We start from the raw sequence: 18,001 nt of genomic DNA on the forward strand, positions 1-18,001 counted from the left end.
TCTAGTCCTCCTTTCCATGTTGGGATGCATTGATTTCACGATAGACTTGGCTAGTCTCCATCAATTCCTCATGATTTCTAAGTGCTAATTGCTCCCCTTTCTCTAAAAGAAGAATTTGATCAGCAATCTTCAAGGTTGAAGTCCGTTGGGAAATCAAGATTAAGCTCGTATTTGGCAAGTTCTCCTGAATGGCCTTTAGAAGACTGGACTCGGTGATGGTATCAAGGGCTGAAGTCGCATCATCCAAGATGAGAAATGGTGCTTGATGCAAGACTGCTCGGGCAATAGATAAACGTTGCTTTTGCCCACCTGAGAAATTACGACCGCCTGCTTGGACTTCTGCATCCAGATGACCTTCTTTTTCACTGACAAAGTCCTTGGCCTGAGCAATTTCCAAAGCCTGCCAGAGTTCTTGGTCAGAGACAAGCTCTTCCATACCCAAAATCAAATTGGAACGAATCGTCCCTTTAAAAAGTTCAACCTTTTGAGGGACATAGGCCATCCAAGAACGCCATTCAGAAAGATCGCGAGGACTACGTCCATCTCGATAAAGGGAAATGCTTCCCTTATCTACCGGATAGAGGCCAAGTAGGACCTGCACTAAGGTTGACTTACCAGAACCAGTCCCTCCGATGATCCCAAGAATCTCCCCTTGTTGCATATCAAAAGAAATATCTCTGAGAGAAGGTTGGGCAGCATCTGGGTAGGTAAAGCTCAAGTGATGAACATGTAAAACTCGATTCCCAGACACCTTCCCCGCCTGAATCTCAGAATGAATATCTTCAGGTTCTTCAGTGAAGACTTCCTCAATACGCTTAGCTGATATATAGGACTGGTTGAGTGAATTAATGAGCATGGCTAGTTTAATCAACTCTACCAAGATCTGTAAGAGATAGTTGATTAGGGCAATCAAGGCACCCTGACTGAACCAGCCTCCCTGGATAGAAATATAGCCATTCCAGATAATCACCAGCAAAGTTCCGTTGACGATCAAATAGGTCAAGGGGGTCAAGAGACTAGACCAGTAGCCTGTTTTCATTTGGATAGCCATATAGACTTGGTTTAGTACTTGAAAATGTTCGATTTCTCGTTTTTCTTGGCCAAAAGCACGAATCACACGCATACCTTGTATCTGTTGGCGCGTTTCCTGAACCAGCTGGTCAGTTTTCTTTCTCAAACTACTGTAGAGAGGATTGACCAAGCGTGATAAAACGACAATGACAAGGGTCAAAATGGCAACCATGACCAAGAACCAGAAGGTCAATTCAGGCGAGAGGCGATAAGCCATGAAAATGGCACCAAAAACAATAATAGGCGCTCTTAAAAAGAGGCGTAAGAATTGATTAATCCCTGTCTGAATCTGATAGGTATCTGAAGTCAAACGCGTCACCAAACTCGAAGTCGTCAAACGGTCTCTACTATCCTTGGGCAAGGAGAGAATATGACGATAGAGGTCATTGGTCAACTCCTTGGCAAATCCTACTGCTGCCTTGGCTGAGTAAAACTGAGCAACCAAAGCTACCAGAACACCGATAACTGCAAACACAAAGAGGAGTCCCATTTGCATCCACAGATGGCCCTGATCTTTTTGAGGGATAGATTGGTCAACAATACCTGCTATCACCATGGGAACCAAGAGTTCAAAAACAGCTTCTAGCAGCTTAAACAAGGGTGCTAGGAAAGACTCCTTGAGGTAGGGTTTAAAGTAAGAAAGTAATTGTTTCATGTGTCCCTTCTATTTCCAAAATGAAGAAGGTGGAAAAACCACCATCTTTTTACTTATTCAAATATGGAAGCAGGTAGCCGTAGCCAGCCCCTTCCATTTCATCCTTAGCAATGAATCGTAAAGAGGCAGAATTGATACAATAGCGTAAACCACCTAGTTCCTGAGGTCCATCTGTAAAGACATGTCCCAAGTGAGCATTACCCGAACGTGAACGGACTTCAATTCGCTCCATACCATGACTCAAGTCTTGATAGTAATGGATAAGCTCTTTAGAGATTGGTCGGCTAAAACTTGGCCAACCACAGCCTGAAGCAAACTTATCCTTGGCAAAGAAGAGGGGCTCACCAGTCGTGATATCAACATAAATCCCTTCCTCAAAAGCTTGGTCATAAGCATTAGTAAAGGGAGCTTCCGTCGCAGCTTCTTGCGTAACTCGGTAGGACTCTTCTGACAAACTTTCTCGTAAAACTGCCTGACTAGGCTTTTCATAGTTAGCAGCGTCTATCAGTGGTTTCTCTGCATCTTTCACATCGATATGGCAATAGCCACCAGGATTTTTCTTGAGATAGTCTTGGTGATAGTCCTCAGCCAGGATATAGTGGCGAAGCTTCTCCACTTCCACTGCAATTTTACGACCTATGAGGAGTTCTTGTTCGCGAACTACTGTATTGATCGTTGGTAGATCAGCTTCATCTAGGTAATAAATCCCTGTGCGGTATTGACGACCACGGTCATTCCCTTGTTGGTTGACAGAAAGGGGATCGATAACTCGGAAATAATAGAGTAAAATCTCACGAAGCGAGACTGCCATTTCATCATAAATAACTTGCACAGTCTCAGCATGATCTGTTTCTTTAATCAATTGATAATTGGTGGTTTCTACATGACCATTGGCATAACCAACACTAGTTTGCAACACTCCAGAAATACGGGAAAAGTATTCCTCTAAGCCCCAAAAACAACCACCTGCTAGATATATTTCTGCCATTTCAAATCCTCCTTGACCGTCTATCGGTCGATAAACACGGGAAACATTTCATACTCTTCGAAAATCTCTTCAAACCACGTCAGCTTCGCCTTGCCGTAGATATATGTAACTGACATCGTCAGTCTTATCTACAACCTCAAAGCAGTGCTTTGAGCAACCTGCAGCTCGCTTCCTAGTTTGCTCTTTGATTTTCATTGAGTATCAGTTCCCATGTTTCATTTTCAAAAAAAGGACAGGAAGCCTCTAATAGAGAGTTTCCCCATCCCATTGCTATGTTTATTTTGCTTCGACGCGAACGCCTTGTGTATCTACTTGCAAATCATGAAGTTTGCCTTTGAACGGTTGCTTTTCAAGCTCAGCCTTAATTTTAGGCATCTTATCAGGCTCAGCTAGAACCATGACAGTAGGCCCAGCACCAGACAAGTAGGTCGCATAAGCACCGTTTCTCTTAGCAACTTTCTTGATCGTCGCAAATTCTCTCACCAGTTCTTGACGGTAACGCTCATGGAAGAGATCACTCTCAATAGCTTGTCCTGCTTTGACCATGTCTCCAGTCAGCAAGGCTGCAATCGCTACATTGGCGATAGAACTTGCTGCAACAGCTTCTTTATAAGAAAGTTTCTTAGGCAAGACACCACGACTATCTCGAGTACGCAATTCATAATTTGGAATGTAGGCTAGAAAGGCACACTCTGGAAAAGGTGCCACTACTGCTGAAACCTGACCCTCGACTGAGCTTGCAATGACTAGATTTCCATAGATAGCAGGTGCAACATTATCAGGATGTCCTTCAATCTTAGTCGCCAATTGCAACTTATCGTGATCCGTTAATTTTAGGTTCCCTAATTGATTTGCCAACTCAATTCCTGCAACGATGACTGAACTAGAAGAACCAAGTCCACGCGCAAGTGGAATATCACTGATCATTTTCAGACGTCTTGGTTGTAGGTCTGGAACAATTTGTAAAGCAATCTTCAGCAAAAGATTACGTTCATCACGTGGAATCCATTTGCCTAGTTGATGCTCAATCATCCATTCTTCACGTTCCTCACAAACCTGAATTTCTAGATACTTGGTTACAGCTACACCAACAGAGTCAAAACCAGGACCCACATTGGCACTTGTAGCAGGTACAATAATCTTCATCTTAGTCTCCTAAAACCTTGAAGGTATTGAGAAGTTCAAATTCAGCTACACCCTTCAAAGAGTCTGTAATATTTTCAAGTTGCGCCTTGTTGATCTTATGGCTGATGATGACAACACGAGCCTTGCCTTCTTGCTTACCATCTTGAAGGATTTGCTTGAAGGAAATATCTTCCGCATTAAAGAGCTCTGCCAATTTCAAGACTTGCCCTTTTGAATCTGGAGCCAGGATTGAGAAATAGTAGTTGGCTTTGACATCTTCTGGCTGAGCCAAAACAAGGTCACGATGGTATTCGTTAAAGGCTTTGCCAATGGTGCCGTCATTCAAACGACGAACGATACGAGCAATATCAGCTACAACACTTGTTGCAGTTGGTTTTTGACCTGCACCTGGTCCATAGTACATAGACTCGCCGATACCGATAGATTCCACAAAGACCGCATTCATAACACCGTTAACACTTGCAAGTGGATGAGCTTTAGGAAGGAAGGTTGGAGTAACCTCAGCAGCAATTCCAGAAGCTGTTTCTTCGATAGAACCTACTAATTTAACCACGTACCCAAGATCTTGGGCAACTGCCACATCTTCTGGAGTGATATTGCGGATTCCTTGATGGGCAACATCTTCAAACTTGACATTCATCCCAAAGGCGAACTGACTGAGGATGACCATCTTGTAAGCTGCATCAATCCCATCAACGTCATTGGTAGGGTCGCTTTCAGCAAAACCAAGTCGTTGGGCTTCTGCCAAAGCATCTTCATAAGACCAGCCTTCTTCTACCATTTTGGTCATCATGAAGTTAGATGTTCCATTGACAACACCAAGAACACGAGTGATTTTGTCTGATGCTAGTGAGTTAACCAAGGTACGAAGGATTGGAATTCCTCCCGCAACAGCTGCTTCATAATAAAGAGCAACATTATGAGCTTTGGCAATCTCAAGCAATTCTGCACCATGAACAGCCAAAAGGTCCTTGTTGGCTGTAACGACATGTTTCCCTGCTTCTAAGGCACGAGTGATAAATGTTTTTGCCGGTTCGATACGTCCCATCAACTCAACAACAATCGCGATGTCTTTATCTGACAAAATTTCGTCAATATTTGTTACAAAATTAAAATCATTTCCTGCTTCAAGCAAGCGTGCTTTCTCTTCATCGTCTTTGACCAAAACTTTGGCTACTTCAATTTCTGAATGTGCTGCTTGAACAATTTTTTCTCCATTTTCCTTTAGCAAGAATGGTACGCCACTGGCTACTGTACCAAATCCAAGTAAAGCAATTTTAACTGACATGTTTGTCTCCTTGAAATTTTCTAATAGTCCTATTATACCAAAATTGTGAGAAAATTCCTACCATTCTGAACTAAAAATAGGAGCGCAAAATCATAAAAAAGCCTGCCCTGATACAATTTAGGACAGACGCTATTTTCAATCTATTTCACAAAGACCATTTCCTTGTCACTCGACAGGTCGTCTCGATAGGTAAAACCTGCAAAACTGAGCTTTTTAATATCTTCTACCGAGGTTACTTGATTTTCCATCAGGGCTGTTAAAAAGGCTCCTCGGGCTTTTTTTGAAATGGTTGAGTGGACTTTAAGTTTTCCATCTCTGTCTTCCATAAACTTAAAGGTCACCATTTTTTCACGGATATCTTTTGGAAAGACAGTTTCAAATTCCGAAGACAAGAGTGAAAAGATTAGTTCTTCACCCTTCACCGACTCTTCATAAGCTGAATGCCAGTGACTTTTCAGGCTTTTCCCAGCAATTTTAAGCTTCATCAAAAAGTCCAGTCTGTGAGGCGCAATCGGTTCAAAGGCTGGAATCACACCATAGAGAGCTGACGTTATCATGAGGTGTTTCTCCAGATAGGCTTGTTCAGCCTTGGTTAGATTGTCCCGTTTGATGTTGCGATACATGAGCCCATCAAAGAGGTGCAAGGCTGGATAGTTTGTCGCAGTTCCATTTTTCAAGGCCTGGATATGTTCATACTCCTCTTGCGCTTTTTCGGCAGATATTTTGTAAAAGTTCTCCAGCTCTTGGGCAGAATATGTCGCTAATGCATCCACTACAGCCTGACTTTCAGGACGCAAGGGATTTGCTTCAAAACTAGGAACATTTGTATTCATTTCTTTTGCAGTTGGGATTAGAATTTTCATAGTCTTAGTGTAGCATATTTTTCTAGGAGCACCAAGGATTTGAGCCTAAAAACCTCGGTGAATACCGAGGCTTCTTTCCTTATTTTGGCAATCCTAACCAGATTGCAAAGAGAACTAGTGCTGTCCCAAGGCAGCTTGTCAAGATAGATGAAAGAGTAACCTTTTTCTCCTTTAGATGAGAAAATCCTATCTTCAAAGCGAAAAGACCAAGCAACATCGAACCAATCATCAGATAAAATCCCATTTGACTGTCCTCCATTTATTATTCTTTCATTTATTATCACAAATTTCAAACAAGAGTGCAAGAAAAACGAGGTTGTTTCCTTAAGCTTGAAGGATGGACCCTGATCTAGGATACAAGGCCTATATGATAATCCCTTCCAAATGATCCAATTCATGCTGACAAATCTGAGCAGGAAATCCTGTCAGGGTAATGGTTTGCTCTTGCCAATGGATATCTCTGTAGCTTACTGTAATCTTCTCATACCGAGTTGTCGGTCTGACACCTGTCAAAGACAAACATCCTTCCTCCGTTTCATATGGCCCTTCAAAGGATTGAAGAACTGGATTAAACATAACCATGGGAATCATGCCGATATTAAAAATAATGACGCGTTTTTGTACCCCAATCATATTGGCCGCTAGTCCAACACAGGTTTCTCGGTTAGCCAATAGGGTGTCCTGCAAATCCTTTGCTATGGGTAAATCTTCCTGACCAGCAGGCTGGGATATCTGCGATAAAAACATCATATCTTTTACAATTTTCTTTTCCAAGATTCTTTCCTCCATGCGATATCATTCTCCTTGATTATAGCACAAAATCTTTGTCAGTTTACCTTTATATACAAACAAAAAGCCATCCGAAGATGACTTTTCATAATTGTTTAAATAGCGTTTTTATCTTTTCCAAGTGCTCGTTGAACTGCTTTGACAATCTCAACAAGGACTACAATCATAAGCGCTCCTACAGCGACCACCATCCATTGAGTCAAACTCAAATGTGACACGTGGAAGAGATTATTAAATCCAGGAACCAAAATTGTCACCACAAAGAGGACGAAGGCAACTGGGATAGACCAGTTAAAGGTCTTGTTAGTAAAGAGTCCCACTTTAAAGATTGATTGGTAAACCGACTTAACGTTAAAGGCATGGAGCAATTGGATCAAACCGAGAGTTGCAAAAGCCATGGTAAGGGCATCCGCATGGATTTCAGTATGACTTTGGTGCTCTGGGAAAAGAAGAGCCCAACCATAAACACCTAGAACTAGCATGGTTTGGAAGATTCCTTGATAAATAATTGCTCCGAAGACACCACCATCAAAGAAGTTAGACTTACGACCACGAGGTTTGTGGGTCATAACACCTGGCTCAGCTGGCTCAACACCAAGGGCAATGGCTGGAAGCGTATCTGTTACCAAGTTAATCCAGAGAAGATGCACTGGTTGCAACACATCCCAACCAAAGAGGGTTGCAAAGAAAATCGTGAAGACTTCAGCCATGTTAGCAGACAAGAGATACTGGATAGATTTTTGGATATTTGAGAAGACCTTACGTCCTTCTTCAACCGCTACGATAATGGTTGCAAAGTTATCATCAGCAAGGACCATATCAGAAGCACCCTTAGAAACCTCTGTACCAGTAATCCCCATACCGATACCGATGTCAGCTGTCTTAAGTGATGGCGCATCATTGACTCCATCACCTGTCATGGCAACAACTTTACCTTCTTTTTGCCATGCTTTCACGATACGAACCTTGTGCTCAGGTGATACACGTGCGTATACAGAGTATTGCTTAAAGACTTTTTGGAATTCTTCATCAGTGAGTTCATTCAACTCAGCACCCGTGAAGACATGGTCTTCTGTATCATTTGGATCGATGATTCCAAGACGTTTGGCAATAGCTTCCGCTGTATCTTGGTGGTCACCCGTGATCATGATTGGACGGATACCTGCTTCCTTAGCGACACGAACAGCTTCTGCTGCTTCTGGACGCTCAGGGTCAATCATGCCGACCAAACCAGAGAAGATGAGGTCAGATTCAACAATTTCAGATTCCAAGGTTGGGATTTCATTGCTTGTCTTATAAGCCATCATCAAGACACGAAGAGCTTGTTTGGCCAATTCTTTGTTAGTTTCAAGGATAGCATTTTTATCTTCTTCTGTGATTGGACGAACTTCCCCATTGACCTCAATACGAGTCACGCGCTTGAGCAATTGGTCAGGTGCCCCCTTAACAGCGATAAAGTAAGAACCGTCTGCTTCCTTATGGATGGTAGACATGAGCTTTCGATCAGAGTCAAATGGCAATTCAGCCACACGTGGCTCATCCTTCAAGATTTCACGAACGTCAAAGTTGTGGTCCAGACCAAACTGTACCAATGCAGTCTCCGTTGGGTCCCCAATCAACTTGCCAGATGGGTCTACCTTTGTATCATTGGCAAAGTTCATAATACGAAGGGTATTGTTGCTAGCTCCAATTTCTGTTGCTGCACTTTGCAATTGACCGTTAGTATAGACTTTTTCAACCGTCATTTGGTTCATAGTCAAGGTACCTGTTTTATCAGACGCGATGATTTCTGTTGAACCAAGAGTTTCAACCGCTGGTAATTTACGAACAATCGAATTACGTTTGGCAAGGGTTGTTGTTCCCAAAGATAGAACGATGGTTACAATGGCAGGAAGTCCTTCTGGAATCGCAGCAACCGCAAGAGCAACCGCAACCATCAAGCCTTCCAACGGATGTTCACCACGAACGAATACACCAACCAAGAAAGTAATAACGGCAATCACAACAATCAAGTAAGTCAAGGCCTTAGATAATTGTTCCAAGCTTTGCTTCAATGGTGTCTCTGTCTCGTCGGCATTAGCCAACATATCTGCAATCTTACCAACTTCTGTATACATACCAGTGTTGGTCACGACACCAATCCCACGACCGTATGTGACGTTTGAGTTTTGGTAACCCATGTTAACACGATCCCCGATACCAGCATCTGCTTCAACAAGTCCTGTCACATCTTTTTCAACTGGCACAGACTCCCCTGTAAGAGCTGCTTCTTCTATTTTAAGGGAAGCTGCTTCGAACAAGCGCATATCTGCAGGCACGACATCTCCCGCTTCAAGCAAGACGATATCTCCAGGTACCAATTCTTTCGAGTCAATCTCAATAACATGACCATCACGACGAACACGGGCCATCGGGCTAGACATATTTTTCAGAGCTTCAATGGCTGCTTCTGCTTGCCCTTCTTGGTAAACCCCAAAGGCAGCATTCAAGACAACAACGGCCAAGATAATAATGGCATCTGTTAAACCATCCATCCCTTCTGTAATTACAGAAAGTGCGGCTGCTGCTAGCAAGATGATAATCATCAAATCCTTAAATTGATCAAGGAATTTAGCTAGTAGGCTACGTTTCTCTCCCTCTTCCAACTCATTACGACCATAAGTCGCTAAGCGTTCTTGAGCTTGAGCAGTTGACAAACCTTCGATAGATGAGTCCAAGTTCTTTAGGACTTCTTCTGAGGTTTGTGTGTAAAACAAGTCTTTATTTTGTTCTTTTGACAAAACAGTCTCCTCCTTTTTGGCCTCTTTTTACAAAAAAAGAGACCTGTTTTTTAAAAAAACAAGTCTCGCTGTTTAATATAGTGCCGGAAATAATTCGTAATGACGACACTATCGCGGTTAACCGCCAGCTACTCCCTTGAGTAGTTCTATTATATCAGAATTTCAAAAGTTTTCAAGTTTTGAGGTGGGGTTACTCATCACTCTCATCATAGGTGCGATCGCTGATAATATATCTTGGACGTTGTTTCGTTTCTAGATAGATTTTTCCGATATATTCCCCAATTACACCAAGACTAATGAGTTGAACCCCGCCAAGTAAGCTTACAATGGCGTAGGTACTGGCCCATCCGGCTACTACTGTACCAGCAAATTTGCTCCACAAAACCCAGATGATCAACAAAAAACTAAAAAGTGAAGTCATAACTCCCAGGCTAGTAATCAAGCGAATAGGTTTAATAGATAGGCTAGTAATACCATCCATTGCTAGACCAAGCATTTTAGAAAGTGGATAGTGACTTTCTCCAGCAATTCGTTCATGACGTTTATAAGTCACGTAGGAATACTTAAACCCTACAAGAGGCATAATACCTCGAAGAAATAAGTTAACTTCTTTAAATTTAGCAAGTTCATGAATAAAACGTTTGGAGACTAAACGATAGTCAGCATGATTAAAAACGACATCTGCTCCAAATAAATGCATCACCTTATAGAATCCCTCTGCTGTAATACGTTTAAAAGCCGAATCTGTCTCTCGATTATCACGAACGCCGTAGACAATCTCTGAACCTGACTTATATTCAGCAATCATCTGATCCATACAATCAATATCATCTTGACCATCTGCGTCAATGGTAATCACGATATCCGCAAATTCTGCAGCTTCGTACATCCCAGCAAGAACACTACTTTGATGACCACGGTTTCGACTTTGAGAAATACCTACAACATATGGATTCGATGAAGCATATTTTTGGATAAGTTCCCAAGTTCGATCCTTACTGCCATCATTCACATACATGACCTTACTATTGGGATGAACCTCTTGATTTTTCACCAATTCCTCAATTTTCCCAACAAACATCGGATTGGTATGAGGCAACACTTGCTCTTCGTTATAACATGGAATCACGATATATAAAATCGGATTATTTCTACTCATTTTTGACTCCTAATCTTTTAAATCCAAAGGGAAAATTGGTCCCTCTAAATACTCTGACAATCAATTCACACCCTACTAAAGTCAATAGTGTCACAACACTTGTAGTAACGTAGCCATTCACAAAAATACCAGTATATCTTGTAGACAGTTGTAAAACTAATTTTTCTACTAGTACTAAAACAATTGGGGCATGGACACCATAGTAAATCAAGGTTCTTTGACCGATTGATTTCAAGAGAGTCATTTCAGGAATTGACTTAAAGAATATGAGGGTGGACCATATACCTGAAATTGCAGCAATGTAAAACAAGAGATGGTTTCCAATCTGTTGATAGTAAAGATCAACAATCTGTTTCCCACTCCAATGATAGTTCAACCTACCAACAAATATAGTTAGCAATAAGGCAAGCGGCAAATAATAAATTGCAAAAAACTTTTCCATCTGCGCTAAATATTTTCTCACTCCGACACCTAAGAGTGTAAATATAATGGCTACAGGGACCAGGTCAATATTCCAGATAAGATAAAAATTCCAAGCATAGATTTTTTGTCCCAAAACGACTAAAAATAAAAGTGATACACTAATCAAAAGCCATTGGATAATGGTCCATTTTTTTCTGAGAATAAAGTAACTAAAAACATGTGCTAAAAACATGACATTCAGAAACCATAACTGAAAATAAACATGCAAGCGGTCTGACAACAATAACTGTTTAGTAAAATGAATAAGATTAAAACTAAACACTTGTTCAGGATACATGACAAAGAGTTGAAATAGAAAAACAAAAATATTCAGGCAAAAAAAGGGAACAACCAAACTTTTCACCTTGCTAAGAAAATATTCCTTAAATGTTTTGTATTTAGTGACATTTAAAGTAAAACCTGACAAGAAGAAAAATAAGGGGATATGAAAAACATAGAGGAGTACTTTTGCACGAAGAGGCACAAAACTGCTATGCCCTATAATAACAAGTATAATCGCTAGCCCCTTAGCCATATCTAGGTAACCTATGCGCTTTTTCATCCTATCTCCCTTCTCCTGTTCTTAGTCGATAAAGATTCATGTCAGAAGTGACCACCTCAACTTCTTCAAAATAAACATCTTTCTGGTAATGTTCTTTCATTATTTTCTTGACTTGATCCATCTTTCCTGAAGAGGGTGACCAAAAGAATAGGATATTCTCCTTATCAATAGCAGAAGAAAGAAGATTACTAGGCTCCTCAACATGATACTTTTTCATTAATTGATAATAATGTGGCGAAAAAGTTTGCCAGTTACCTAAGGTTGTTGTATTTTCAACCAACTGATCAGGCTTCCTTCTAATCGTAGCCAAGCTCGGTTGAGAATTGACAAGTGTTCCATAACCGCCAAAAACAAGCAATTTATCAGAATGTTTTTCCACTACATCATGATACTCTGATACCATGGATGATTGAATGATTGGGAACCAGTAAAGTTCTTGTCCTACACTATCTACCCAGGCCATACTCGCCAGCATTCCTACAAGTTGTAGACTATAAAAAATTCCCCTTTTCTTCAACAGTTTACGCTTATTGTAAAATAAGGGTGCATAGTAGATAAAAAAGATTAAAAAGCTAACGATAATCGGGATATAAACACGTTCTACCACTCTCTGCCTAACAAATAGAGCGCCAATTAGTGCAAATGGAACAAGCGGGAGTAACCAGCCATAGACTTTCTTAGGCTTAAAGAACAAAAACCAGCCAACCATAACAAGAAGAAAGGTTGTCAAAATAATGTTTTGGAAATAATCTTTCACCATCTGAAATACATTAAAGGAGTACTTCTCAGAGAAAGAACGTACGGATTGAATTTTTGTTAACAGCTCATTGTTCAAAGCATCTTTTTCTGCAAACAACCAGTAGGTTGAAGCAGATAAGTCGTTTTCACTGACCCCCAATTCCTGAAATTCCTTGGCATGCTTCTCATAATCAATTGCAGGGAAATCTCTCAAATTGGTACTTAGAGTATTCCAATTTAGGTATTCTCGAACATCTGGTCTCATTAAGGTATAAATTTTATTGGAAGCAAAGATAAGTAAAATGACAGCAGATAACAAGAATAATTCTTTTTTCTTTTTTCCTTTGATGACTTCAAAAGCTAGGAAGGGGAGCAAAAGCAATAATAAACTAGCAATAATTTGCGACCTAATCGATAACCCTATTACAGACAAAAGCATTCCCGTTAGGTATTTTCTATCAAATAATAATAGTATAGCTGCTGTCGATAACAAGTAAGCAATTACTGAAAACGAGAAATACTTCATTAAAACCATTTGAAGTAAAATTACTAAGGGAAGTAAGAAATAATATTTCTTTCTAAAAAAGAACTCCAAATAGATGCTAAAACTCAAGCAAAAACTGAGAGCTAAGAAAATAAAATAAATATTCCAAGTTGTAAATAATTGCTGAAGAAATACTAAAGCAGATGATAACAAAATTCCAATATAGGGAAGCAACATATTATCACCCGATAATATGGTTTGATTGACCATGACATCATCAATCACTGGATAATCAAACCCCTTAACTACTCTATAGCCATAAAAAATAAGAAATGGTAGCAACAGCAAACCAATTCGAATCACTCTATCAATGATTTGTTTATGATTCATTAAAAACTCTTTCTAAAATAAATATTACCTTATCATTCTATCATATTTCAAAATAAAAATCTGTTGATTTCTGAATAAATACCCTAATAGCCATTTGAATTTTCCTTGGAAAACCAGTATAATGAAAGAATACTAAAATGCTTGAAGGGGAGTTAGATGAATCAATCGGTTTCAAACTTAAAATTGGCTGAGCGTGGTGCCATTATCAGCATTTTGACCTATCTATTCTTGTCTGCAGCTAAGCTAGCAACCGGACACTTGCTCCATTCATCCAGTTTGGTGGCAGATGGTTTTAACAACGTTTCAGATATCGTTGGAAATGTAGCCCTTCTCATCGGGATTCGTTTGGCTCGCCAACCGGCAGATAGAGATCATCGCTTCGGTCACTGGAAAATAGAGGATTTGGCAAGTCTCATCACTTCCATCATCATGTTTTACGTTGGCTTTGATGTTCTACGTGATACCATCCAAAAAATACTCAGCCGAGAACAAACGGTCATTGACCCACTTGGTGCGACTCTGGGAGTCATCTCTGCCATTATCATGTTCGCCGTTTATCTCTACAATACCCATCTGAGTAAGCAAGCTAAGTCCAAAGCTCTCAAGACAGCGGCCAAGGACAATTTGTCAGATGCTGTGACTTCTCTTGGAACTTCTATTGCTATCCTGGCAAGTAGCTTCAACTATCCAATCGTGGATAAGTTGGTCGCGATTATCATTACCTTCTTTATCCTCAAGACTGCCTATGATATCTTTATCGAGTCGTCTTTCAGTCTTTCAGATGGTTTTGATGAACATTTGTTGGAAGATTACCAAAAGGCTATCATGGAAATTCCTAAGATTAGCAAGGTCAAATCACAACGCGGTCGTACTTACGGAAGTAATATCTATCTGGACATTACTCTCGAGATGAACCCAGATCTGTCTGTTTTCGAAAGCCACGAAATTGCAGATCAGGTTGAATCCATGTTATCCGAACGCTTTGGTGTCTTTGATACAGACATTCATATCGAACCAGCACCGATTCCTGAGGATGAAATTCTTGATAATGTCTATAAAAAATTACTCATGAGAGAGCAACTAATTGACCAAGGAAATCAACTGGAAGAGTTACTTGCAGAAGACTTCATTTATATCCGCCAGGACGGACAAGAACTGGACAAGGATGCCTATAAGTCCGAAAAAGAACTGACATCTGCCATTAAAGAGCTTCATCTAACCTCGATCAGTCAGAAGACAAAACTGATCCGCTATCAGATTGGTGATACCATTCACACAAGCATTTGGCGCAGACATGAAACTTGGCAAAATATTTTCCATCAAGAAACAAAGATAGAAAAAGACTAAAAAATGAGGCCGGGATAATTCCCGACCTCATTTTTCATGTTTATTTTGCAACGCTCTTAGCAAGAACGAAGTTTCCTAGTGTAGCTGAACCATTGCCAGCAACAGCTGGAGTCACGATATAGTCACGTACATCTGGAACTGGTAGGTATCCGTTGAGCAAGGATGTGAATTTCTCACGTACACGGTCAAGCATATGTTGTTGAGCCATAACCCCACCACCAAAGACGATGACATCTGGACGGAAAGTTACAGTCGCATTCACTGCAGCTTGAGCAATGTAGTAGGCTTGAACATCCCAGACAGAGTTATTGAGTTCAATGTTTTCCCCACGAACACCTGTACGAGCTTCCAAACTTGGACCAGCTGCATAACCTTCCAAACATCCATTATGGAAAGGACAAACACCTTTGAATTCTTTTTCAATATCCATTGGGTGTCTAGCCACATAATAATGCCCCATCTCAGGGTGACCAACACCGCCAATAAACTCGCCACGTTGGATAACACCTGCACCGATACCTGTACCGATTGTGTAGTAAACCAAGTTTTCGATACGGGCACCCGCATTGTTACGAGCAACCACTTCACCATAGGCAGAACTATTTACGTCTGTTGTGAAATACATCGGAACGTTTAGAGCGCGACGAAGAGCACCGAGCAAGTCTACATTTGCCCAGTTAGGTTTTGGAGTTGTTGTGATAAACCCGTAAGTTTTTGAGTTTTTATCGATATCGATTGGACCAAATGAACCAATCGCAAGTCCTGCAAGATTATCAAATTTTGAAAAGAACTCGATAGTTTTATCGATTGTCTCAATAGGAGTTGTTGTTGGAAATTGTGTTTTTTCTACAATATTAAAGTTTTCATCACCGACAGCACAGACAAATTTTGTACCGCCCGCTTCCAAGCTTCCATATAGTTTTGTCATGATAAACCTCTAGTTTTTATTTTCTCTATTATAGCATAATTCCAGAAGGAAAGTTGCTCTATATTTTAGTTTTTCCTCTGTAAATTTTACTATTCAATCAAAAACGAACAAACATGACATTTGTTCGTTTTTTGATCTATTAAATCGAAAGTAGTGTACTTAATGAAAATCAAAGAACAAACTAGGAATCGAGCTGCGGATTGCTCAAAGTACAGCTTTGAGGTTGTAGATAGAACTGACGAAGTCAGTAACACATACATACGGCAAAGCGAGTATGACGCAGTTTAAATTTGATTTTCGAAGAGTATTAAGCTTTAACTTCGATGATTGCATCTCCCTTAGCAACTGATCCAGAAGCAACTGGATTTACTGAAGCAAAGTCTGCAGTGTTTGTTACGATAACCATAGTAGTGTTATCAAGTCCTGCAGCAGCAATCTTAGCTGAGTCAAATGTTCCAAGAACATCTCCAGCTTTAACCTTGTCACCTTGGGCAACTTTTTGGTCAAATCCTTCACCGTTCATTGAAACAGTGTCGATACCAACGTGAATCAAGATTTCAGCTCCGTTTGCTGTTTTCAAACCATAAGCATGCCCTGTTGGGAAGACGATTGTCACTTCAGCATCAGCTGGTGCATAGACAACATCTTGGCTAGGTTTCACAGCGATTCCTTGTCCCATAGCTCCACTTGAGAAAACTGGGTCATTAACGTCTGAAAGTGCAACTACGTCACCAACGATTGGTGTTTGGATGACACCTTCGCTAGGTGCAACAACAGTACCAGTTACTGCTTCGTCAGCTAAACGTTCAGTTGTAGCTTCTGAAGCCACTTCTGCTTCATCTTCATAACCAAACATGTAAGTAAGAGCAAAACCAAGAGCGAATGATACAGCTACCATAAGAAGGTATTGTGGAAGTTGTCCGTTACCAATGTAAAGCATTGTACCAGGGATGATTGTGATACCATTACCAGTACCAGCAAGACCAAGGATTGAAGCAAGTCCACCACCGACTGCACCAGCGATCAATGAAAGGAAGAATGGTTTACGGAAACGCAAGTTAACCCCGAAGATAGCAGGCTCAGTAATACCTAGGAAGGCAGAAAGAGCAGCTGGGAAAGCAAGTGTTTTAAGTTTAGGATTTTTAGTTTTCACACCAACGGCTACTGTTGCAGCACCTTGAGCAGTCATGGCAGCTGTGATGATAGCGTTGAATGGGTTAACATGGTCAGCAGCAAGCAATTGAACTTCAAGCAAGTTAAAGATGTGGTGAACACCTGATACGACGATAACTTGGTGAACTCCACCAATCAAGAAACCACCAAGACCGAATGGCAAGTTAAGGATAGCTTTTGTTCCAAGAAGGATATAGTTTTCAACAACGTGGAAGACTGGTCCGATCACAAACAAACCAAGAATTGACATTACGAGGAGTGTTACGAATGGTGTTACCAAGAGGTCAAGAACATCTGGAACAACTTTACGAACAGCTTTTTCAAACTTAGCTCCGACAACCCCGATGATGAAGGCTGGAAGAACTGAACCTTGCAAACCAACAACTGGGATAAATCCGAAGAAGTTCATAGCAGTTACTTCTCCACCAGAAGCAACAGCCCAGGCATTTGGAAGTGAACCTGAAACGAGCATCATACCAAGAACGATACCAACAGCTGGGTTACCACCAAATACACGGAAGGTTGACCAAACAACCAAACCTGGCAAGATAATGAAGGCTGTGTCAGTCAAGATTTGAGTGTAAGTTGTAACATCTTCTGGAAGTGTCATTCCAAGAGCATTCAAGAGTCCACGAACACCCATGAAGAGACCAGTTGCTACGATAACTGGAATGATTGGTACAAAAACATCACCGAAAGTACGGATGGCACGTTGGAACCAATTTCCTTGTTTAGCAGCTTCTGCCTTCATCTCATCCTTAGATGTCGTTGGCAAACCAAGAGCTACGACTTCATCGTACATCTTGTTAACTGTACCTGTACCAAAGATGATTTGGTATTGACCTGAGTTAAAGAAAGCACCTTGAACTTTTTCCAAGTTCTCAATAGCATCTTTGTTAATCTTCGCTTCATCTTTAACCATAACACGAAGGCGAGTAGCACAGTGAGCTACACTGTTAACATTCTCACGTCCGCCCAAGGCTTCGATGACTTTTTTTGCAATTTCTGTATTAGTCATTTGCAAAAATCTCCTTATAAAATTTTTTCTTGTTTGAAAGCGATTTTATCCGCCCTACGAATATTATTCTATCACGTTTAAAAAATATGTCAAGCGTTTTGCAGAAAAAATTTTGCTAATTTTTATTTTTTGATTGTTTTTGCTATTTTTTTCATCAACA

The 18,001-nt window shown here is 40.6% G+C and carries 14 protein-coding genes; 1 reads left to right on the plus strand and 13 read right to left on the minus strand.

What is annotated here, in order from left to right; genetic code table 11:
- Window position 1 precedes the first annotated feature (1 nt).
- The 11 genes from AXE83_RS07990 to AXE83_RS08040 form a co-directional block, all read right to left on the minus strand.
- Window positions 2–1,726, minus strand: a complete 1,725-nt coding sequence (locus AXE83_RS07990; protein WP_060956066.1) for an ABC transporter ATP-binding protein — start codon at window positions 1,724–1,726, stop codon at window positions 2–4.
- A 49-nt stretch (window positions 1,727–1,775) separates the two neighbouring features.
- Window positions 1,776–2,714: a peptide-methionine (R)-S-oxide reductase MsrB gene (msrB, locus tag AXE83_RS07995; protein WP_060956067.1), complete on the minus strand. Its 939-nt coding sequence runs from the start codon at window positions 2,712–2,714 to the stop codon at window positions 1,776–1,778.
- Window positions 2,715–2,990: 276 nt separating this feature from the next.
- Entirely contained in the window at window positions 2,991–3,860 is an 870-nt protein-coding gene (gene thrB / locus AXE83_RS08000) for a homoserine kinase (RefSeq protein ID WP_045763189.1), read from the minus strand.
- A gap of 1 nt (window position 3,861) precedes the next feature.
- The gene (locus tag AXE83_RS08005) at window positions 3,862–5,148 is read right to left on the minus strand and encodes a homoserine dehydrogenase (RefSeq protein WP_060956068.1); all 1,287 of its coding nucleotides are present in this window, start codon (window positions 5,146–5,148) and stop codon (window positions 3,862–3,864) included.
- Window positions 5,149–5,288: 140 nt separating this feature from the next.
- Window positions 5,289–6,011 carry a peroxide stress protein YaaA gene (gene yaaA / locus AXE83_RS08010; RefSeq protein WP_060956069.1) on the minus strand — a complete coding sequence of 241 codons (723 nt, stop codon included), beginning with the start codon at window positions 6,009–6,011 and terminating at the stop codon, window positions 5,289–5,291.
- Between the two features lie 79 nt (window positions 6,012–6,090).
- Window positions 6,091–6,255, minus strand: coding sequence for a DUF3953 domain-containing protein (locus AXE83_RS08015; RefSeq protein WP_060956070.1), 165 nt, complete (start codon window positions 6,253–6,255; stop codon window positions 6,091–6,093).
- A gap of 119 nt (window positions 6,256–6,374) precedes the next feature.
- Window positions 6,375–6,785: a peptide deformylase gene (locus AXE83_RS08020; RefSeq protein WP_060956394.1), complete on the minus strand. Its 411-nt coding sequence runs from the start codon at window positions 6,783–6,785 to the stop codon at window positions 6,375–6,377.
- A gap of 110 nt (window positions 6,786–6,895) precedes the next feature.
- Complete coding sequence (locus AXE83_RS08025; RefSeq protein ID WP_060956071.1) at window positions 6,896–9,580, minus strand: cation-translocating P-type ATPase; 2,685 nt, start codon at window positions 9,578–9,580, stop codon at window positions 6,896–6,898.
- 190 nt (window positions 9,581–9,770) lie between these two features.
- Window positions 9,771–10,739, minus strand: coding sequence for a glycosyltransferase family 2 protein (locus AXE83_RS08030; RefSeq protein WP_060956072.1), 969 nt, complete (start codon window positions 10,737–10,739; stop codon window positions 9,771–9,773).
- Window positions 10,732–11,763: an acyltransferase family protein gene (locus tag AXE83_RS08035; RefSeq protein WP_060956073.1), complete on the minus strand. Its 1,032-nt coding sequence runs from the start codon at window positions 11,761–11,763 to the stop codon at window positions 10,732–10,734. The genes AXE83_RS08030 and AXE83_RS08035 overlap by 8 nt, the downstream gene beginning before the upstream one ends.
- A gap of 1 nt (window position 11,764) precedes the next feature.
- A complete protein-coding gene (locus AXE83_RS08040; RefSeq protein WP_060956074.1) occupies window positions 11,765–13,375 on the minus strand; it encodes a hypothetical protein in 1,611 nt (536 codons plus the stop codon).
- Window positions 13,376–13,531: 156 nt separating this feature from the next.
- Between AXE83_RS08040 and AXE83_RS08045 the strand changes: the two genes are divergently transcribed.
- Window positions 13,532–14,722 (plus strand): cation diffusion facilitator family transporter, encoded by a 1,191-nt coding sequence (locus tag AXE83_RS08045; protein WP_060956075.1) that lies wholly within the window; start codon window positions 13,532–13,534, stop codon window positions 14,720–14,722.
- Between the two features lie 40 nt (window positions 14,723–14,762).
- Here the strand turns inward: AXE83_RS08045 and scrK are convergent, their stop codons facing one another.
- Together scrK and AXE83_RS08055 are read right to left on the minus strand one after the other, a co-directional pair.
- Window positions 14,763–15,650: a fructokinase ScrK gene (scrK, locus tag AXE83_RS08050; RefSeq protein WP_060956076.1), complete on the minus strand. Its 888-nt coding sequence runs from the start codon at window positions 15,648–15,650 to the stop codon at window positions 14,763–14,765.
- A 307-nt stretch (window positions 15,651–15,957) separates the two neighbouring features.
- Complete coding sequence (locus tag AXE83_RS08055; RefSeq protein ID WP_060956077.1) at window positions 15,958–17,841, minus strand: sucrose-specific PTS transporter subunit IIBC; 1,884 nt, start codon at window positions 17,839–17,841, stop codon at window positions 15,958–15,960.
- Window positions 17,842–18,001: the final 160 nt, after the last annotated feature.

The sequence above is a fragment of the Streptococcus sp. oral taxon 431 genome (assembly GCF_001553685.1).
Taxonomy (GTDB): domain Bacteria; phylum Bacillota; class Bacilli; order Lactobacillales; family Streptococcaceae; genus Streptococcus.